At 39.3% G+C, this 18,715-nt stretch carries 20 protein-coding genes and 1 riboswitch; of the genes, 5 read left to right on the top strand and 15 right to left on the bottom strand.

Annotated features, from left to right (window positions below):
* Positions 1-11 precede the first annotated feature (11 nt).
* Positions 12-1,031 (bottom strand): spore coat putative kinase YutH, encoded by a 1,020-nt coding sequence (gene yutH, locus ABES52_RS05565; RefSeq protein ID WP_429649786.1) that lies wholly within the window; start codon positions 1,029-1,031, stop codon positions 12-14.
* A 187-nt stretch (positions 1,032-1,218) separates the two neighbouring features.
* On the opposite strand from yutH, the gene ABES52_RS05560 reads away from it, so the two are divergent.
* On the top strand, positions 1,219-1,722 hold the full coding sequence (locus ABES52_RS05560) for a phosphatidylglycerophosphatase A family protein (protein ID WP_429649784.1): 504 nt from the start codon (positions 1,219-1,221) through the stop codon (positions 1,720-1,722).
* Positions 1,723-1,958: 236 nt separating this feature from the next.
* On the opposite strand, the gene ABES52_RS05555 is transcribed toward ABES52_RS05560, so the two are convergent.
* Both ABES52_RS05555 and ABES52_RS05550 read right to left on the bottom strand, forming a co-directional pair.
* Entirely contained in the window at positions 1,959-2,723 is a 765-nt protein-coding gene (locus tag ABES52_RS05555) for a TIGR01457 family HAD-type hydrolase (protein WP_429649782.1), read from the bottom strand.
* A 223-nt stretch (positions 2,724-2,946) separates the two neighbouring features.
* On the bottom strand, positions 2,947-3,384 hold the full coding sequence (locus ABES52_RS05550; RefSeq protein ID WP_429649780.1) for a DUF86 domain-containing protein: 438 nt from the start codon (positions 3,382-3,384) through the stop codon (positions 2,947-2,949).
* A 139-nt stretch (positions 3,385-3,523) separates the two neighbouring features.
* Between ABES52_RS05550 and ABES52_RS05545 the strand changes: the two genes are divergently transcribed.
* Together ABES52_RS05545 and ABES52_RS05540 are read left to right on the top strand one after the other, a co-directional pair.
* The gene (locus ABES52_RS05545) at positions 3,524-3,787 is read left to right on the top strand and encodes a DUF3055 domain-containing protein (RefSeq protein ID WP_429649778.1); all 264 of its coding nucleotides are present in this window, start codon (positions 3,524-3,526) and stop codon (positions 3,785-3,787) included.
* A gap of 143 nt (positions 3,788-3,930) precedes the next feature.
* On the top strand, positions 3,931-4,173 hold the full coding sequence (locus tag ABES52_RS05540) for a cytosolic protein (RefSeq protein ID WP_429649862.1): 243 nt from the start codon (positions 3,931-3,933) through the stop codon (positions 4,171-4,173).
* Between the two features lie 40 nt (positions 4,174-4,213).
* On the opposite strand, the gene ABES52_RS05535 is transcribed toward ABES52_RS05540, so the two are convergent.
* Positions 4,214-4,489 (bottom strand): YutD family protein, encoded by a 276-nt coding sequence (locus ABES52_RS05535; protein ID WP_429649776.1) that lies wholly within the window; start codon positions 4,487-4,489, stop codon positions 4,214-4,216.
* A gap of 114 nt (positions 4,490-4,603) precedes the next feature.
* Here ABES52_RS05535 and ABES52_RS05530 point away from each other — a divergent pair, with 114 nt between their 5' ends.
* On the top strand, positions 4,604-5,317 hold the full coding sequence (locus ABES52_RS05530; RefSeq protein WP_429649774.1) for a YhcN/YlaJ family sporulation lipoprotein: 714 nt from the start codon (positions 4,604-4,606) through the stop codon (positions 5,315-5,317).
* A gap of 218 nt (positions 5,318-5,535) precedes the next feature.
* Here ABES52_RS05530 and lipA read toward each other — a convergent pair whose 3' ends face one another.
* On the bottom strand, positions 5,536-6,453 hold the full coding sequence (gene lipA, locus ABES52_RS05525; RefSeq protein ID WP_429649772.1) for a lipoyl synthase: 918 nt from the start codon (positions 6,451-6,453) through the stop codon (positions 5,536-5,538).
* Between the two features lie 218 nt (positions 6,454-6,671).
* Here lipA and ABES52_RS05520 point away from each other — a divergent pair, with 218 nt between their 5' ends.
* Positions 6,672-7,658 (top strand): M23 family metallopeptidase, encoded by a 987-nt coding sequence (locus tag ABES52_RS05520; protein ID WP_429649770.1) that lies wholly within the window; start codon positions 6,672-6,674, stop codon positions 7,656-7,658.
* A gap of 88 nt (positions 7,659-7,746) precedes the next feature.
* Here the strand turns inward: ABES52_RS05520 and ABES52_RS05515 are convergent, their stop codons facing one another.
* From ABES52_RS05515 to sufB, 10 genes are all read right to left on the bottom strand, one after another.
* Positions 7,747-7,848: a methionine/alanine import family NSS transporter small subunit gene (locus tag ABES52_RS05515; protein ID WP_429649768.1), complete on the bottom strand. Its 102-nt coding sequence runs from the start codon at positions 7,846-7,848 to the stop codon at positions 7,747-7,749.
* Positions 7,849-7,850: 2 nt separating this feature from the next.
* Positions 7,851-9,362, bottom strand: a complete 1,512-nt coding sequence (locus tag ABES52_RS05510; protein ID WP_429649766.1) for a sodium-dependent transporter — start codon at positions 9,360-9,362, stop codon at positions 7,851-7,853.
* 328 nt (positions 9,363-9,690) lie between these two features.
* The gene (locus ABES52_RS05505; RefSeq protein ID WP_429649764.1) at positions 9,691-11,268 is read right to left on the bottom strand and encodes a Na+/H+ antiporter NhaC family protein; all 1,578 of its coding nucleotides are present in this window, start codon (positions 11,266-11,268) and stop codon (positions 9,691-9,693) included.
* A 117-nt stretch (positions 11,269-11,385) separates the two neighbouring features.
* Positions 11,386-11,572, bottom strand: a riboswitch (Lysine riboswitch).
* A 70-nt stretch (positions 11,573-11,642) separates the two neighbouring features.
* Entirely contained in the window at positions 11,643-12,410 is a 768-nt protein-coding gene (gene yunB, locus ABES52_RS05500; protein WP_429649762.1) for a sporulation protein YunB, read from the bottom strand.
* Between the two features lie 58 nt (positions 12,411-12,468).
* Complete coding sequence (locus tag ABES52_RS05495; RefSeq protein WP_429649760.1) at positions 12,469-13,551, bottom strand: HD-GYP domain-containing protein; 1,083 nt, start codon at positions 13,549-13,551, stop codon at positions 12,469-12,471.
* 120 nt (positions 13,552-13,671) lie between these two features.
* Positions 13,672-13,974, bottom strand: coding sequence for a YunC family protein (locus ABES52_RS05490; RefSeq protein WP_429649758.1), 303 nt, complete (start codon positions 13,972-13,974; stop codon positions 13,672-13,674).
* Positions 13,975-14,033: 59 nt separating this feature from the next.
* Entirely contained in the window at positions 14,034-15,389 is a 1,356-nt protein-coding gene (locus tag ABES52_RS05485) for a bifunctional metallophosphatase/5'-nucleotidase (RefSeq protein ID WP_429649756.1), read from the bottom strand.
* Positions 15,390-15,477: 88 nt separating this feature from the next.
* Positions 15,478-16,302 carry a sulfite exporter TauE/SafE family protein gene (locus tag ABES52_RS05480; RefSeq protein WP_429649754.1) on the bottom strand — a complete coding sequence of 275 codons (825 nt, stop codon included), beginning with the start codon at positions 16,300-16,302 and terminating at the stop codon, positions 15,478-15,480.
* A gap of 19 nt (positions 16,303-16,321) precedes the next feature.
* Positions 16,322-17,170: a DUF72 domain-containing protein gene (locus ABES52_RS05475; protein ID WP_429649752.1), complete on the bottom strand. Its 849-nt coding sequence runs from the start codon at positions 17,168-17,170 to the stop codon at positions 16,322-16,324.
* 128 nt (positions 17,171-17,298) lie between these two features.
* Positions 17,299-18,696, bottom strand: a complete 1,398-nt coding sequence (gene sufB / locus ABES52_RS05470; protein WP_429649750.1) for a Fe-S cluster assembly protein SufB — start codon at positions 18,694-18,696, stop codon at positions 17,299-17,301.
* Positions 18,697-18,715: the final 19 nt, after the last annotated feature.

The following is an 18,715-nucleotide window of genomic DNA, read 5'->3' as shown; positions in this document are numbered from 1 at the left end:
AAGAATAATCACTATAATACAGGCTTTCCAAGCCACTTGATTGTCGGAATCTTATACTTTCGTAAAGGGACGCGGGCCACATGATAAAATGATGATAAAAAGCGCTCATAATCCGTTGAATAACGTAAATATTTTTCTAATTGTTCTTCTAATTGCTTTTGTTTTTGTTCTGATGCCACTAAAAAATATTCTTCAATGCATTCAAAGTAATGAAGCGGAAACAATAGACGTGCATACAATAGTCGCCATGAAAAGGACGACAAAGAATTTACTGTTTGATATTCTCCAAAAAACTGTTCGACATCCGGATGAAAAGTAGACGTAAACCGAAAGTACTTTCCTCTCACCCATTCGGACAAATCTCTACTTGCATGGTCAAATACCCAATCAAATGGATGATGGATCCAATACTTTTTACCCCATGCGTCATCATAAAAGTGCTCGTGACATATCGTGCCGGCATCTTGAGCAAGAGGTTTATCATCAATTTCCGTATCGACTAAATATTGAATGGCTGTTTCGGTTAATCCTAAATAATACGGAAACGATTCGACAAAGTATTTCGTAAACGGAGTATTTGGATGTTCACGCACCATTTCGTTCCAAACGTTTTCCATTTGCTGTAGCCGTTTGCTCCAGAGATCTTTCCATTGTCCCATACGACTAGTGGCTGTAATTGTTTTTTGAATGGAACGACCCATGCGATGAAGCTTCCCTAATTTTCTTCCAAAACGTACGTGAGATGGAGCATAGCGCAACGGTGCTTTCAATAAGACGAAATCTTGATCTTTTTCAGTGACTAAAAATTTATTTAGTTTTGATAATACAAACGTGGCAACATAACGATCCCCTTCTTTCACTAGGTGTTCCGACATTTCGTATAATTCTTCCATTGTTTCTTGTTCCACATGTGTAACCATCACAATACTATATAGAAAACCGTTATATATATACGTCTCATACCCATCTTTCCAATGAACAGGTTGGGCTCCTTTTATGGAAAAATACTTTTCCAAGATAGGGTGGGTCATCTTCCTCCTCCTTTGGTGTTTGAATTTCTTTGTTCTGAGGAAATATAAATACAACTTGAAATTGTTCTTGTTTCAAATATATGCGAAAGGTAAAAACCAATATGCAATTGAAGACAAAGGTTGTCCGTATAAATGACTCAATATTGTCATATATTGATTTAAATTCTAATAGAAAAGGTGAAATACAATGGGTATTGAACAAAATAAAATGAGTACCAAGCAAGTAGCTAGACAATGGTTGTACGAGCGTGGGGTTAAAATTGAGGATATTGCTGAATTGGTGATGTTCCTTCAAAAAAAATACTACCCCAAATTAGAAATAGAAGAATGTATATATAACGTGGAACGCGTCCTTTCCAAGCGGGAAGTACAAAATGCCATTTTAACTGGTATTCAGTTAGATAAATTAGCGGAACAAAAGTTGCTTAATGAACCACTACAATCGATCATTTCTGTCGATGAAGGGCTATACGGAATCGATGAGATTTTAGCCTTTTCTATCGTCAATGTGTACGGATCGATTGGGTTTACGAATTACGGTTACATCGATAAACAAAAGCCTGGAATATTAAAAAAACTTAATGATAAATCTTCTAGAATGTGTCATACCTTTTTAGACGATATCGTCGGGGCTATTGCGGCAGCCGCCTCCAGCCGGTTAGCTCATCATTCTATCGATGAAGATGATTAAAAAGGTATCGGGTGTTTCCCGATACCTTTTTAATTAATTGGCTCTGTTATAAGTCATTGTTGATTTTTAGCAAGTTATTCACATGAAGCGAAAGGCGGCGACTCCACGGGAACAAGAAGCCGCAAGACCCTTACTTGAGCGTAGCGAGGGAAGCGGCTTGCACCTTGCCCGCGGAAAGCGTCCGCCACAAGCGTAATGTATAAATATCAACAGTATCGCTTAACAGAGCCTATTAATTATACTGTCCAATCATCAAGAGAATCGACCGTATAGGTTGGTTGGAAATCAACCTCTTTTAACGCTTCTTTTGTCGTCACTCCTGTATGAACTAGCAGGGTGTCGATTCCCGTACGAAGACCCGCTAAAATGTCCGTATGGTAGTTATCTCCGACCATAATGGTGTCTTCTTTTGATGTGCCAAGCACTTTTAAAGCCTGTTCCATAATAATTGGTTCAGGCTTTCCAATAAAAATAGGCTCCGTTTGGGTAGAAACGGTAACAACAGATGTCAATGAACCATTCCCAGGTAACAAGCCACGCTCAGTTGGAATTGCAATATCTCCATTCGTTGAAATAAACGTTGCCCCGTTACGAACACCTAAGCAAGCGAGCGCTAGCTTTTCATACGTTATCGAACGGTCAATACCGACGACGACAAAATCTGGTTGTTCTTCAACAAGCTTAAATCCTTTTTCTAATAAAGCGGTTCGAATTCCTTCTTCCCCAATAACATAAACGGTTGCGTTCGGTTTTCGTTCATACATATAATTAGCGGTAGCCATACTAGTTGTAAACACTTGCTCAGGGCGGGTTGGGATGTCAAATCGATTCAGTTTTTCAGCAACTTGTTCAGGAGTTCGTGATGAATTGTTCGTCACAAATAAATAAGGAAGTCCCTTATCAATAAGTCGGTGAACAAATCGGCCAGCTGCTTCAATTTTCTCTTTTCCGCGATACATCGTGCCATCTAAATCGATTAAATATCCTTTGTATGATTTCATATTTGTCTCACTCCTCTTAGTTGATGCCTTTGTTTAGTAGATTATTTTTCGTATGTAACGATTTATTTCCCGATTCAGCAAGGATTATTTTCAGTTTTCCCTAACTTTTTTACAGTTTTGTCGACATTATTTGCATTTTCCACTTATTTTATCTGATGATATACTTCACCCTATTGTACGGGTACAACAAATAAAAACGCTTTCATAACGAAAGCGTCCTTGCTTAATTTTTGAATGCAGAAACTGGCCCTAATTCGGTTTCTAAATAATTGCGTACCATTTGACTGAATGGACGGATTTGCTTCAAATGCTGCTGAAACGTATTGGATAGCCCTTCGTGGTCGACTTCCATATAGTTTTGTACTAGTTGTTTACGCCAACCAATGATTTGCTTTAAGCTTTTTTCAACTTCTTCAGTAATCACTTTTTCATCGAGTAAAATATCAACAATATCTTCAAAGCTGCCTGGATCTCGCATAATAAAGCCATCAATCATACTGTTGCCCACATCTAAAACTGCTTCAATGATAGTGTGACAAATCCGTTCTAAGGCTGCTTTTTGTACATCCGTTTCCCAACTAGCTTCCTTTTCTAATAATTCTAATTGCCGATCGTAAAATTGAAGCGTTTGTTCAATTTTTTGGCGATCCACAAAATACATGATGAACACCCTTTCCAACAAAGAAGGAATGGTTTTACTTCCTTTTTAGCTATATTCTCCAACCTTATTGTATCACACCTTTCCTACATTGAAACGAATTTGGTATGATGAAAAATGAAAAGGACAGGAGGAACAATACATGGAACGATTTTTTTTGTATGATCAAAAAGAAACAGCGAACATTCGTTTTGTTAGCTTTATGGGTGAATCTCAACGGTACGACTTAGCTATTCTTCAAACCGATCGTTATTACGGAAAACAGTTAATATTAAATTTACAAAGCAATCAGTATGCGATTATTGGCCGAGACGATTTAGACGAACCAGGATATTTAGAGCATGTTTTTCAATTAAACGAAGAAGAAGGAAATGAATTGCGTTCTTTTTTATATGAAGTCGTGTAACTGCGCGTTTTGAATAAGTTCAGAGGGGGCACATATACTAAAAAAGAAATGGAACCATCCATTTCATTATCCTCACATTCGAGGTGAGACTGTTGACAAATCGCGACTCGGAACAATATTCTGATTTCTCCAACGTGGAAACGATGAGAAATTTTTTAATACCAGAGGGATTACCAGAAGGAGCGTATGGATCCCCTCGGGGAAAAGATAATCCTGTTTTCAACAAATCAACGCCTTGGAGAAAAGGACAACGCTATTATAGTGCCTTTAATTATGAAGTTAGAACACTTCACCAAGACTTGCCACGACAAATGGACGGGGCCCATCCTCCCCATGACGAAAAGTCCAAAAATAGCGAGCCTCCATACGGCACTGATGAAGGATAGCGTCAACCAATCGGTCAGAAGAACGATCTTTTCTGACCGATTATTTGTCTACTTTTTTCAATACAAAATAAGCACAGCCAAAATTACAATATTCATACAAATATTCCTTCAATGTACTTATTTTTGTATCATATGTGGCTTTTTGATTTTGATCATCAAAAAATCCCCGTAAGCGTAACTGTCCATATCCCCAGTCACCTAATATATAATCGTATTTCGCTAAAATATCGCTATAGCGATTACGAAACGCCTCTTCATTAAAACCGTTCCGATGCTCTTCCACTAATTCGTAATGAAGATTATTGATTGTAATCATCCGTATCACCTGCCTTAAACTGTTATCCTAATTTCCATTATAGCTGATTCACCACTTATTACTATGAAAAAAAATTAAGATCGAAGCCATCCTAATAGCGAGGGGGTGGTAAAGTTGAGAAAATGGATTCTTTCGTTAGGTGTCGTTAGTATTACTGCATTGGCAGCCTGTGCAGCAAATACCGATGACGAGCAAGGACTGTTTTACGATTCAGGAAACACCATCAATGTCCAAAACCGTGATGAATTATATAACGAAAACGATAACTATACAACGCAACAAATTGCCGAAGAATTCGGATTCGTTCGTCACCAAAAAAGCCCTATTATGGGGGACACCGTCACATACGACAACATGTATTTAATCAATCGGGAAAAAGCTGCCGATGCAATCAGTAAAATGTCCGTTACTTTACCAAATGTCACGGACTGTTCCACACTTGTAACCGATGAAGAAGTACTCATCGCCTATCGCACGAAAGCCACTGATGACCAATCGCGATTTGAAGTTGCCGACCAAGTGAAAAAAACGGCTATGTCTGTGGTCCCAAGGTGGTATCACGTATACGTAACAGATGACCCTCAATTATTACGTGACGTAGAAAACCTCTCGAATATGGACGCGGACATGCGAAATGCCAATGCTGCTATCGAAAAAACGATTGAGCTAATGTTAGAACGTTCGCCACAAGGTCAGAACATGAGTGATGGGGAAAATCCGAACGGAGAAATGATAAACGAAATGACGGATCGAACGGATCGCTTCCAAACTCAAACGAAGATGAAATCTCCTGACGGTTCATGGCGTGGTTCGAACATTATCCGCTAATGGTTTATGAGCTGACTTTATTTAGGAAGTCAGCTCGTTTTTAGTCCTCACCATCTCCTTATGGATTATTTTCTTACATGATTTAACAGACAAACTCTTTCTAGACTTAGCAGTTGGTGTGATACAAATTTCTACTGACTAAGCATAGGAACAATTTCGCGTAGGATATAAAAGAAAAAGTGACCCTTATGACAAAGGGCCACTCCTTAACCTTTAGTTTAGGCATTTTTTGTTTCGATTTCACCCATTTTTTGTTTCGTCTTTGCTGCTTCATTTACTTGTTCATCCGCATGGTAAGATGAACGAACTAATGGTCCGGATTCACAGTGGCTAAACCCTTTTTCTAAGGCGATTTCTTTTAATTCCGCAAATTCATCTGGATGATAATATTTTTGTACTTTAAGATGTTTTTTCGTCGGTTGTAAATATTGACCGATGGTTAAAATATCGACATGATTTGCCCGTAAATCATCCATTGCTTCAATAATTTCTTCCTTCGTTTCACCGAGACCAATCATAATGCTAGACTTTGTTGGAATATCTGGCTGTAATTCTTTCGCTCGACGTAAAAATTCCAGTGAGCGCTCGTAAGTTGCACGGGCACGAACTCTTGGTGTCAAGCGACGGACAGTCTCAATGTTGTGGTTTAAAATATCTGGTTTCGCATCCATTAACGTTTTTAAGTTTTCGTACACGCCTCCCATGTCTGAAGGCAATACTTCTATTGTCGTAAATGGATTTTTGCGACGAATGGCTCGAACCGTTTCAGCAAATACAGCAGCTCCACCATCAATTAAATCGTCCCGTGCAACCGCTGTCACAACAACGTGTTTTAAATTCATTAAGCGAACGGAATCTGCCACTCGCTCTGGTTCTTTCCAGTCTAATTCCGTTGGTAACCCCGTTTTAACGGCACAGAAACGACACGCCCGCGTACATACGTCTCCTAAAATCATAAAGGTAGCGGTGCGACGAACAGCCCAGCACTCATGAATGTTTGGACAGCGGGCTTCCTCACATACCGTATGTAAGTTTTTCTCCCGCATCATTTTTTTCAAGCCGGTATAGTTTTCGTTCGTATTTAATTTTATTTTTAACCATTCTGGCTTACGTAAGTATTCATCTCTTTTGCTCATACTTTCATCTCCAATCGTCCAATTGTCGTCTGCTTAAGCAAACAGAGTGAACCAATATCTCAAAACTTCTTCTGATGTCACTTTAACATACGAAAGAAGGGAACACAAGCATTGTGAAATGATGGTTACCATTAATTGATATTAATGTTTGAATCGTTCAATCACAAACTAATTATATCACGAGTAGACTCGACATTTTGAAAAAAAGGAGGACCAATATGGGAAGGCTCATCATTGTATTGCTTTTTTTGTCCCTTTTCATTCCCTTCAGTGTCCTAGCGAAGGAAGCACCTTCTGAAGAGGAAATGTATCGAAAACGGATGGAATTATATAAAAAAGTGGAAGCTGTCACTTTGATTCCATGGTATTATTTAGCAGCCATTGATCAATACGAACGAACGATTCGTACGGTTAGAAAAGATTTACCGAAACCAGAGGGGATTATTAGTATTTACTTTACAGAAGAACAATGGTCAGGTGGTTGGAATCCGAATCGAAATGACGTCAATCCTCGTTCTATTGCCTACTTTGATGGAATGGGTGTCGATGGGAATGGAGATGGTAAAGCCGAACGGACGAACGATGAAGACGTTTTATTTGCTATGGCCAAATATGTGAAGCAGTATGGCATGGATCATGACAACATTAAAATCGCTTTATGGAACTATTATAAACGGGATCGAGCCGTGAGTATTATTGTCGGGAAAGCGAAAATGTATCGTCACTTTGGACGTTTAAATTTGGACCAAAAATCCTTCCCACTTCCTATTCGCTATAATTACAGTTATAAGAACACGTGGGGAGATGCTAGAGGTTGGGGAGGACGGCGAATTCATGAAGGTACAGATATTTTTGCCGACTATGGCGTTCCTGTTCTATCCACTTGTTACGGTATTGTCGAAATGAAAGGATGGAACAAGTATGGAGGATGGCGAATCGGCATTCGTGACATTAACAATACGTATCATTATTTTGCTCATCTCAATGGATTTGTAAATGGCTTGCACGTCGGGCAAATGGTTGAGCCTGGTATGATGATTGGGGCTGTAGGAAGTAGCGGATATGGTCCCCCAGGTACATCTGGAAAATTCCCACCCCATTTACATTACGGGATGTACAAATATAATGGAAAAACCGAATGGTCGTTTGATCCATTTCCATACTTACGTCGCTGGGAACAAGAAGCGAAAAGAAATCGACGATAACCAAAAATAGGCTTACGCCTTCTGTATCAGCCCTCTCCCATAAAAAAGTGACCGAAATAGACATCCATTTCGGTCACTTTTTGTATGATTAGTTTTTAGATTTACGAACAGCATTCGCAATCGAAAGTCCTAATCCACCCCAAATGATTAGCATACCAACAATCATCATCACTACTGCACTTGCATCCATGGTTATTGTACCTCCTTATGGGATGGAATTTCTAATTGACCTTGATTCCACTTTTTTGCATAAGCAAAGACAAATCCAAGGAAAATCACAAATGCGGCTACAAGCCAACCAGAGTAGAAGTTAAATACAGCTGGATAATCTCCATAGCTGTTCAAAATATCTTCGCGGAAGTTCATTACCATCATAATACCTAGAACGACTGGAGTAATAATTGTTATTGAAAGTTTCCACCAAGCACCAAGGCGAATATCGGAAACAGCGTCCGCATGACCTTTTAAGTTATCAAGTTCACGTAAGAACCAAGCAACAAAAACAACTTCGACTAAACCAGCTAAAGCAATACCGTAATTGTTGATAAAGTGGTCTGCAGAGTCTAAGAAGTATAAGCCACCTTGAGTCGAGAATAATATAGAGATTAGCGCTGCAATTCCACCACCGACAGCAACAGAAGCCGTACGGGAAATGTTAAACTTTTCTTGTACACCAGCAACATATGTTTCAACAATCGAAATGAGAGAAGAAAGGCCTGCAAGTACTAAACATGTAAAGAATAAGAACCCAAATAACTCAGATGCAACTGGGAAGTTGTTAATAATTTCCGGAAATACCGCAAACGCAAGGATAACACCTTTAGAAACAACTTCTTGAACAGGGACACCTTGTTGTGCAGCCATAAATCCTAACGCACTGAAAACCCCGATACCTGCTAGCAACTCTACAGAAGAGTTCGCAAAACCAGTAATAAATGCGTTGTTCGTAATATCAGATTTCTTTGGTAAGTAACTTGAATACGTAATCATGATGGCAAAAGCTATAGATAAACTGAAGAAAATTTGTCCATACGCTGCTACCCATACTTTCCCACTTAAAATTACATCCCAGTTCGGTTTAAAGAATGTGTTTAACCCGTCTACTGCTCCTTCAAGCGTTAATGCACGAATAACGATAATTAAAAATAAGACCACTAACGCCGGAATCATTACTTTGTTTGCCAATTCAATACCTTTTTTAACTCCTTTGAACAGTACACCTAAAGTGATTGCCCAAACTAAAACCAGTGGAATAAAGACGCTAGGAACAACACTTCCTACCTCACCTGGATTTTCAGTTAATTTCAAATAGTCTCCGATTAAAAAGCTTAGTGGATCATTTCCCCATTGTAAGCTGAGCGCATAGTACGCATAAGCCATCGCCCAAGCGATAATTACAGCGTAGTAAGTTGAGATGACAAACGAGATTCCGACTTGCCACCATCCAATCCATTCACCTTTTTTCGACATTCGTCCCAATGATAATGGAGCTGAACCTCGATACTTGTGCCCAAGTGTAAACTCTAAAACTAAGATGGGAATCCCTGCTGTTAACAACGCGAATAAATATGGTAGGAAGAAGGCTCCTCCACCGTTTTCGTAGGCGATGCCAGGAAAACGCCAAATGTTACCTAATCCGACTGCTGACCCGACCGCTGCTAAAATAAAACCGGCCCGAGTCCCCCATTGTTGTCGATTTTCCATTCTTTTACCCCCTTATTTCTAACTTCCAATGTGAAGTTAGATATTTTAAATTTTCTGATTATTTAATATTATCTAACATAAAGTATAAGCCTATCGACAATAGTTGTCAAAGTAATATTTTAAAAATAATAAAAAAATTAATTCAATTACAATTATTTTACAGTTCCTTACCTTCTCTCACTATTGTAAAAAAGTATCTCTATGTTGCCTAACTTCGTTTCATTTTTTATACATTTTGGAATTTCATAGATTTTTGTTTTAATATAAGATCTTTTACATATGTGCACAAAAAAAAACGAGCGGTCCATTGACCGCTCGTTTTTATCATCTAAGCTTCGACTGCTTCCGTTTGTTTTCCTGTATTTCTTTGCAGCCATACCGCTACAATAACAAACAGGATGGCTGCAGCGAATAATCCAATAATCGTACTACCGAAAAAGCCAATGACAATATAACTAATTGTAGAAATAACCGCTGCGATAAGCGTGTAAGGCAGTTGTGTCACGACATGGTCCATATGGTTGCTACCGGCTCCTGTAGACGAAAGAATCGTCGTATCTGAAATTGGCGAACAATGGTCACCAAATACCGCTCCTGCCAACACGGCAGCCATTGATGGTAAAAGAAGTGTCATATCAGTAACAGCCGCGATTTCTCCAGCAATCGGAAGCAATAAACCAAATGAACCCCAAGACGTACCTGTCGAAAATGCCATAATTCCAGCTACTAAAAATAAAATAGCCGGTAAAAACGCTGTATTTATGTTCGCTTTTTCCACAAGTCCCGCTAAATACGTACCTGTTTGCAATTGATCAATTAATGTAACTATCGTCCACGCTAAAATCAAAATATTGATCGCTGGTAACATGGAGCGAATTCCTGCCCAAACTCCATTCCCAAATACGGATGCAGGAATCCCTTTAAATACAACACTTTGACGAATAAACAAAAGAATTGTCACTAATAAGCCAAATAAACCACCGTATACAAGGGAAGTTGCTACGTCTGTGTTTTCAAAAATGGCAAGGATTGTAGCTTCACCTTCCACCGCTTTCGCTCCTGTCCAAATCATCGCCACGACCGTTCCAACTATTAAAGCTAGGATCGGTAGCAATAAATCACCAATCGTTCCTTTTTGACTAACTGGCAATTCTTCTTTAACTTCCCCTGGAATTTCTTTTTCTGGATCATACACTTCACCTGTTGCTATCGCCCGTTCTTCATGTTGCTTCATTGCACCAATGTTTACGTTGCGAATCGCGACAAAGAAGACGAAGGCCAAAGCTACCCATACATAAATATTTAATGGCACCATTTGCATAAATGCCGAAAAAGCCGTATATTCCGTAATGCTATGCTCAGCTAAAATCATCCCAATGATTCCAATAATATATGCGCCCCAGCTGGAGATTGGCGAAACGACACATACCGGTGCGGACGTAGAATCGATTAAATAAGCTAATTTTGCGCGTGATACTTTTTGTCGGTCTGTAATTGGGCGAGCCACTTGCCCCACTGCTAAGCTATTAAAATAATCATCGATAAAAATAATAATCCCTAAAAAGGCTGTAACTAATTGTGCTCCTACACGAGATTTTACGCGCTTTAACGCCCATTCACCAAAAGCTCGACTTCCACCAGAAATATTAATAAATGCGGTAATGACACCCAAAATGAGTAAGAAAATTAAAATGTAAACATTCCACGTATTTATTTCCCCATCGGAAATAAAAATGCCCGAAAATGCCTCCCAAATATAAGTAAATGACGCACCTAGCTGGAATTGACCTAACAATAAACCTGCCAATACAATCCCAACACCTAAGGATAATATGACACGACGAGTAAGAATCGCCATCACAATGGCTACAACAGGTGGTAAAAGTGAGAAAATCGTATTTTCCATTAGTCCTCCTCCTTATTTTGATAGGGGGGAACTTTTTTCATGACAGAGGATAAACAAAAAAGGGTAATGATAGAGAACGTCTACCATTACCCTTGTAATGTCTTCCGTTTCTCCATCACGATCAGTAGCTCCCCATTATGAGGTATACCCCCTCATAATGACAGTGTTACTCTTATTCAGAGCAACCCCAGCAAAAATGACGTTGACGCATCATTTTTACTTCGGCAAAATTTCCTTTCAACTACGATCATCGTTGTCATCCTCACGTAGCCTACTCATAAATTTTGCAGCCTCTACCCCATCGGATTTCGATTAGGTTAGTTGCTTATTCACTTGTCTTCTATTACTATAACAATGTTTATTTCATTTATCAACTAATTTTCAAATGGTACTTCAATGGAAGGGGAAGTATTACCGCCACCGTTGTAAAACTGTGGTACTTTTCCTTGAATTAGTCCCATAGCAACAGGAATATCCTGTTTGATTGTCGTCACTTTTGTTGCAAATGGAATGATAATTTGAATGTTTACCTCTATTTCAATAAAAACTTCGACCCAAACGTTATTAATTCCTAATGCTTCATAGTACGTTTTTACATTGGATTGTGCGTCACCAATTGCAAAGAAACGAACGGGAATTTGTGGACCTAAGTTCCCTAATAACGCATTGTTTGTCGCTTGCCCAAGCGGAACTTCGTACACAATTCCTTCCCGTTTTATGGTTTCTTCTTTGTTAATTTCTACATCTGATAAAAATTCCAGCGCTTCTAAATTTCCGCGCTCTGCTTCTTTAATGTTCATTTGAACAAGGCTCGTAATTTCTGACTGCACCCTACTTATAATTTCTGTATTAAACTTCGTTGTCGTCGTTCCATTTCCGTTCGGGTTCGGTACCGTTTCAATAATGTCATTAATATCAATGACATTCGCTATTTTTTTATTAATCGCTTTATTAATGACCATCGTGGCGATTTTACGGGTTTGCGTTTCGGCGTAGCTCGTTAGCGTTGGTTTAATCCCCTCATTGATAATCCATAGTCCAGCCGCAGTGGAAAAAATAAAGAAGACAAATGAAAGTAAAAAGACATAACGAAAGGGTAATGGCCCTCTTCGTCGGGGTTTTTTGTAAAAATAAAAAGACAAAAAAATCCCCCCTTCACTACTAAATGTATGCGTGAAAAAGGGGAAATAAGCTATTTTTTTATGCTTCACATTTTACAATGGTAACGCCTAAATGTTCTTGTAAATTCATTTCATAAGGCTGTTGTAACGGTTGTCCATTTTGTTCCGTAATGCGGATATGGGGACGATCGGTTACACCTTTATTTTGCTTAGCGACAATTCCTTTCCGTCCATCGCTTAATTCAACAGTTACTCCAACCGGGTAGATCGATATCGATTTTCGGAAAGCCTCGACAATTGATGAATCAAACAAGGTTCCTGCACCAGAGTATAATAACTCTAAACCTTCGTGTGGCAACATCGCCTTTCGATACACGCGATTGGAGGTAACGGCATCATATACATCTGCTACAGCAATAATTTTCGCAAATTCATGCATCTCGTCCCCTTTAATCCCGCGCGGATACCCCGAACCATTTAAACGTTCATGATGTTGATACGCACAATGAGCCGCTACTAGTGGAACGGTATGTAAACGTCGTAACAACTCAAACCCAAACTCGGTATGCTTTTTTACGACTTCGAACTCCTCATCGGTCAGCTTTCCTGGCTTAAGTAAAATCTCCCGAGGAACTTTCACTTTCCCGACATCGTGAAGTAAGGCTCCTAACCCTAATACTTCTAATTGCTTACGAGGCAATTGTAACCCGACACCTATGGCTAATGAATATAAGGTTACATTGTATGAATGCTGATAAATATAAGAATCATAGGAATAAACGTCAACTAAGACATTTAAAACATCTTGATTACCTTTAATCGCTTCTAAAATGGTCGAAACAATTCCTTTTAACTGTTTTGTATTTTTTTCAAGTACGGTCATGGTAGATAAGGAAGAGGAATTATTAATCATTCTAAGTGTATTTTCGATGGTTTTAACAGCACGGAGTCGTTCAGCTTCAGAAATAGAAGACGTCGCTTTAATTCCTTCAGATGCAGAATCGGCAATATATACGTATGTAATTTTATATTGATTTAATCGATCAATTAATCTTTCCGTTAATGACACACCTTCACGTAATAACGGTTGACCTTTTTCGTTAAAAATAGGATGTGCTAAGATCATACCTGGTTTGACTGATTTTGTAGCTATTAACCTCATTATATTCTCCTATTGATTGTTCTTTTTTTTACTCCTTTAGGTCCATCATAAAATACAAGAAAACAAATGACAATCAAATGTTGCACTAAATAGAAGGGAAGGCAGTATCTTCCCTTCTCATTACACCAGCTTAAGCAAAGCGTCTTTCCCTTTCATTCCTGTATAAATGCCATATTCCTCCGCTTCTACCGTTACGGATTCTAACGGAGCTTCCAATAATTGCTCAATTGTTTTTACTCCAACCGCACGACCTGCAATAATTCTTCGATCTTTTAACCGTTCGTTGAGTAACGCCACATCTAAAGCGCCACACATAATATACCCTTTATCATTCGTTACCATCACTAAATTCGTTTTTGGTAACTGAACGTTTATCGCTAGAAACGTATGTCCGTCGATTACTATTGGTTCAAGGGATACCATCAATCCTCCGCTCCTTTCATACTACATGTGTATGAAAAGATGTGAAAAGGTGCTACAAGTTATTTTGACAACTTCCAAACGATAATGTCCCGTAAAAATTCTGGTAGAAAGTATGTTTTTTTCTGTGCTCGATGAATTTCTGGAAAAAATGGACCAAACGTAAACATATCAATTGTTGCTAGTTGGTATACTCGTCTGGCTTCAAGAGGTTTCCCTCGGATAGAAAAGGTTTGCCTATTTTCATCAAAGTCGATTCCACTGTACACAAACGCTCCCATCACTTGTCCACGAAAACCAAATCCCTTAATCGGTAAATGGGCTAATGATTGATCAAAACTTTGACGAAACACTTCTTTCAATTCAGCTCCGGTCAATTCTACAACACAAGGATTGATCGGATGGGGCAGTGCTTGATGGATATGAAACTTGGTTACTTTTCCTTTAGGGAGAGAATGTAAAACAAGTCCTGCATTAATAAAGGCACAGTCCCCTTGGCACCATTCTAAAATGGCATCACATAACAGTTGTGGAAAAGTAGAAGGTTGAAACCAATGGACAGCTAATTCCTCTTTTACATGTGCGATCGGTTGGTACAATAACGTTTTACCTTTTTCAAACAAACTGTCAATCTGCTCATCTTCGTAGTCTCGAGGAGGTAATTGTTGAGTTTCGTACAATTGCGCTTTTTTCTCATGAATCACTTTATTTGTATCAATGGTTAATTGCACATGTCCAACATATTGACCGTGCTTTCCCCCAGCAGCTAGTAGCACATTGTTGATGACCTTTCCTTCGTGCAAAATATGATGGGTATGTCCACCTAAAATCACATCGATTCCTTCAATTTCCCGTGCCATTCGTTCATCATCGTAAATTCCGAGGTGGGATAGTAACACAATGATATCGGCATGTTCCCGAATTCGGGCAACAATGCGCTTTACTTCCTCAATTGGATCGGTCATTTTCCAACCAAGTAGCTCATAAAACCGTTTAAAATATGCGGTTACCCCAATTACTCCTAATGTAAGACCATGTTTCGTTTGATACAAACAATATGGTTTTGCCCATTCAGGTCGCTTATGATCCGGTTGGTAAACATTGGCGACAACTACATCGAACTGGGCGTTATCGTATAATGAATCTAGATCTTCATATCCAAAGGTAATGCCCTCATTATTCCCAATGGTCACGGCTGTGTAACCAACATCATTTAGGAGCTCAACATTTCCTTTTCCTAACGTTCCTTCTGTGTAAGGGTGCCAGCGATCGACATGGTCACCAATATCAAAAACAAACACAGACTGTCCCATTTTTTGATGTAGCGCTTGTCGTTCTTTTAAAAACGGTGTAATCCGCACCCAATGCTCAAAATGACTATGTATATCGTTCGTATGATAAATATGGATGGTCTCCATCATCCCTAACACCTCAGCGCATTCATTTTTCACTTAACCTATCGCTTATTGTAATATATGATGAATACTTGTTTGCTGTCTTCTAAAGCTAACCGACAATTCCTTGATAGATGAGGCGCAGGCCGATAAGAATTAAAATAATCCGTAAAATACTTACCAGTGTATCTGATTTTAATTTCGTATTCATCCAAGCCCCAGCTTTAGCGCCAATCCACGCTCCCGGAATAAGAAAAAGAGCATAAGTCCAGTTGACGTTTCCTAACCAAATATGCATCGTCGAACTAACTAATGCAGAAAGAAAAATCATAAACATCGAAGTTGCAATCGCCACATGTGGAGGAAACAGAAAAATAAGCATCATCGCTGGTACCATGAGAGAACCTCCACCAATTCCAAAAATACCAGAACAAAATCCCACAATAAACGAAATCAAGATTCCCATCAAAGGATGGTATCCATATTCGTATGTATGCCCTTCTCCATCCATAAATGTTCGCTTAATGGTTTGATTAAACAGACCTTGGACCGGTTTTAAACGATTTTTAAACATAAGTAAAAGAGCGACAAAAATCATAAAACTTCCGAAATACACATTGAACGTGCTCATCTTTAACGTTTGGTTCACCCAAGCGCCCACGATCGCCCCTGGTCCGCTTCCTAGAAAGAAAATCCATCCGCTCTTGTAATCAACTGTCTTATGCTTCATATAACTTAACGTAGAAGACAATCCTGTAAAAATCATGATGAGTAAGGACGTCCCCACAGCTACCTGTGGAGAGATTGGTTTTAATAAAGGCGTATAGGAACCTAAATAAATTAAGGCTGGAACGATAATGATTCCCCCTCCAAGGCCGACTAGAGCCCCTAATGCTCCTGCTAGTAATCCACACACGATTAAAACAATAGCTTCCATTTGTTTAAAATCACTCTCCTCAAAATAACTCTAGTTGCCGTGGGGCTAAATCATCATATTCAATACCTAATAGTTCAATCATTTCCTTGGCATTGTCTGCAGCATCACCACCAGAATTATTGTTAAATAACATGTAAATAGTGGCAGTCCGTTTTTGAAGACTTCGTATATAATGTTTCCATTCCAGCAGCTCTTGGCGATTATAGCGGTATAAATAGCGCACATCCCGCCAGTTTTTCCCTTCCTTTGGTTTTCGCCATCCATTAACATTTCTACCATGCATGCGTATTAACGTTTTTTCTGAATCCGTTGGTTCTAAAACAGTTGGTACTGACCCTTCCCCTACTTGTGGTTCATCACAGATACTATGGATCCACTTTTCTTTTTTCATAAAAGCCAGTGTTTTTTCTCGATATTTTTCAGAAAACCACGTTCGATTCCGAAATTCTAGTGCGACTGGGAGGTCCCCCATTGCTTCTCGACAATAACGTAAGTAATCGACATTTTCTTTCGTGCATTGAAACCATGGCGGAAACTGAAATAGCACCATCGCTAATTTGCTGGTTTTTGAAAACGGACGGAGTGATTGGCAAAAGGACTCGAACATTTCTTTTTTAGAAGAAAACGGGATGTCTCCACGTAAATGCCCCGTCATTCCTTGATAGGCTTTTACGATAAATTGGAAACTTGCTGGAGTTTCCTCAATCCATTTTTCGTAATTACGTTCTGGTTGGATAGCATAAAAAGAGCTATCCACCTCTACCGTTGGAAAATAGGAAGCATATACTTGTAATTTATCCCGGTTGGATACGTTCCCTTCATACAATGAATCATGATCGCCCCATCCCGTTAATCCGATATAAATCACCGTCTCACCACCTTGTTGACCTCATTCTATCATATTCCATAGTTCAGCATAGGTAGGTGCATCAACTTTTACAAAAGTGAAAAAATGACAGAAAAAATCCTCGCCCCCAAGTGGAGCGAGGTGTGTCATTAACCGATAGAACCTTCCATTTCGAATTTGATTAGACGGTTCATTTCTACCGCGTATTCCATTGGAAGCTCTTTTGTAAATGGCTCGATAAAGCCCATCACAATCATTTCAGTAGCTTCTTCTTCGGATATACCGCGGCTCATGAGATAGAATAATTGTTCTTCCGATACTTTTGATACTTTCGCTTCGTGCTCAAGCGAAATATTGTCATTTAAAATTTCGTTATATGGAATGGTATCGGATGTTGATTTGTTATCTAAAATAAGCGTGTCACACTCAATGTTTGAGCGAGCACCGTCTGCTTTACGGCCAAAGTGAACAATACCACGGTACGTTACTTTACCACCTTGTTTAGAGATTGACTTAGAAACGATGGTAGAAGACGTATTTGGTGCTAAGTGAATCATTTTAGCTCCGGCATCTTGGTGTTGCCCTTTACCAGCAAGAGCAATGGATAAAGTCATACCACGCGCACCTTCACCTTTTAAGATGACAGCCGGATATTTCATTGTCAGTTTAGAACCGATATTTCCGTCAATCCATTCCATCGTTGCGTTTTCTTCACAAACGGCACGTTTAGTAACAAGGTTATATACGTTATTTGCCCAGTTTTGGATGGTTGTATAACGGCAGTATGCACCTTTCTTCACGATAATTTCAACGACCGCACTGTGGAGTGAGTTCGTTGTATAAACTGGTGCTGTACATCCTTCTACGTAATGAACGTGCGCTCCCTCGTCAACGATAATTAACGTACGCTCGAACTGACCCATATTTTCAGAGTTGATACGGAAATATGCTTGTAGCGGCGTATCCACTTTTACTCCAGGTGGAACGTAAATAAAAGAACCACCAGACCAAACCGCAGAATTTAATGCTGCAAATTTATTATCTGTTGGAGGGACTACTTTTGCCCAGTGCTGACGGAAAAGATCTTCGTTTTCTTTTAGCGCTGAATCCGTATCTTTAAAGATGATACCTAATTTCTCTAAATCCTCTTTCATGTTGTGGTACACAACTTCAGATTCGTATTGCGCAGATACCCCTGCCAAGTATTTTTGTTCCGCTTCAGGGATCCCTAATTTATCGAATGTACGCTTAATTTCTTCTGGTACTTCATCCCAAGAACGTCCAGAACGCTCAGATGGCTTAACATAGTACGTAATTTCATCAAAATCAAGAGCGGATAAGTCGCCGCCCCATTGTGGCATTGGCATATTGTAGAAGTGTTCTAGTGACTTTAAGCGGAAGTCGAGCATCCACTGTGGCTCATCTTTCATTCGGGAAATTTCTTCGACGATTTCACGAGTTAAACCTCGTTTGGAACGGAAAACGGACACGTCTTTATCTCTGAAACCGTACTTATAATCCCCGATTTCCGGCATTTTCTTTGCCATTTTTATTCCTCCAATCTTG

This window comes from Aeribacillus pallidus (assembly GCF_050478865.1).
Taxonomy (GTDB): Bacteria; Bacillota; Bacilli; order Bacillales; family JACDOC01; genus JACDOC01.
The sequence above is the reverse complement of the archived record's forward strand: the minus strand, read 5'-3'. Positions and strand labels throughout refer to the sequence as shown.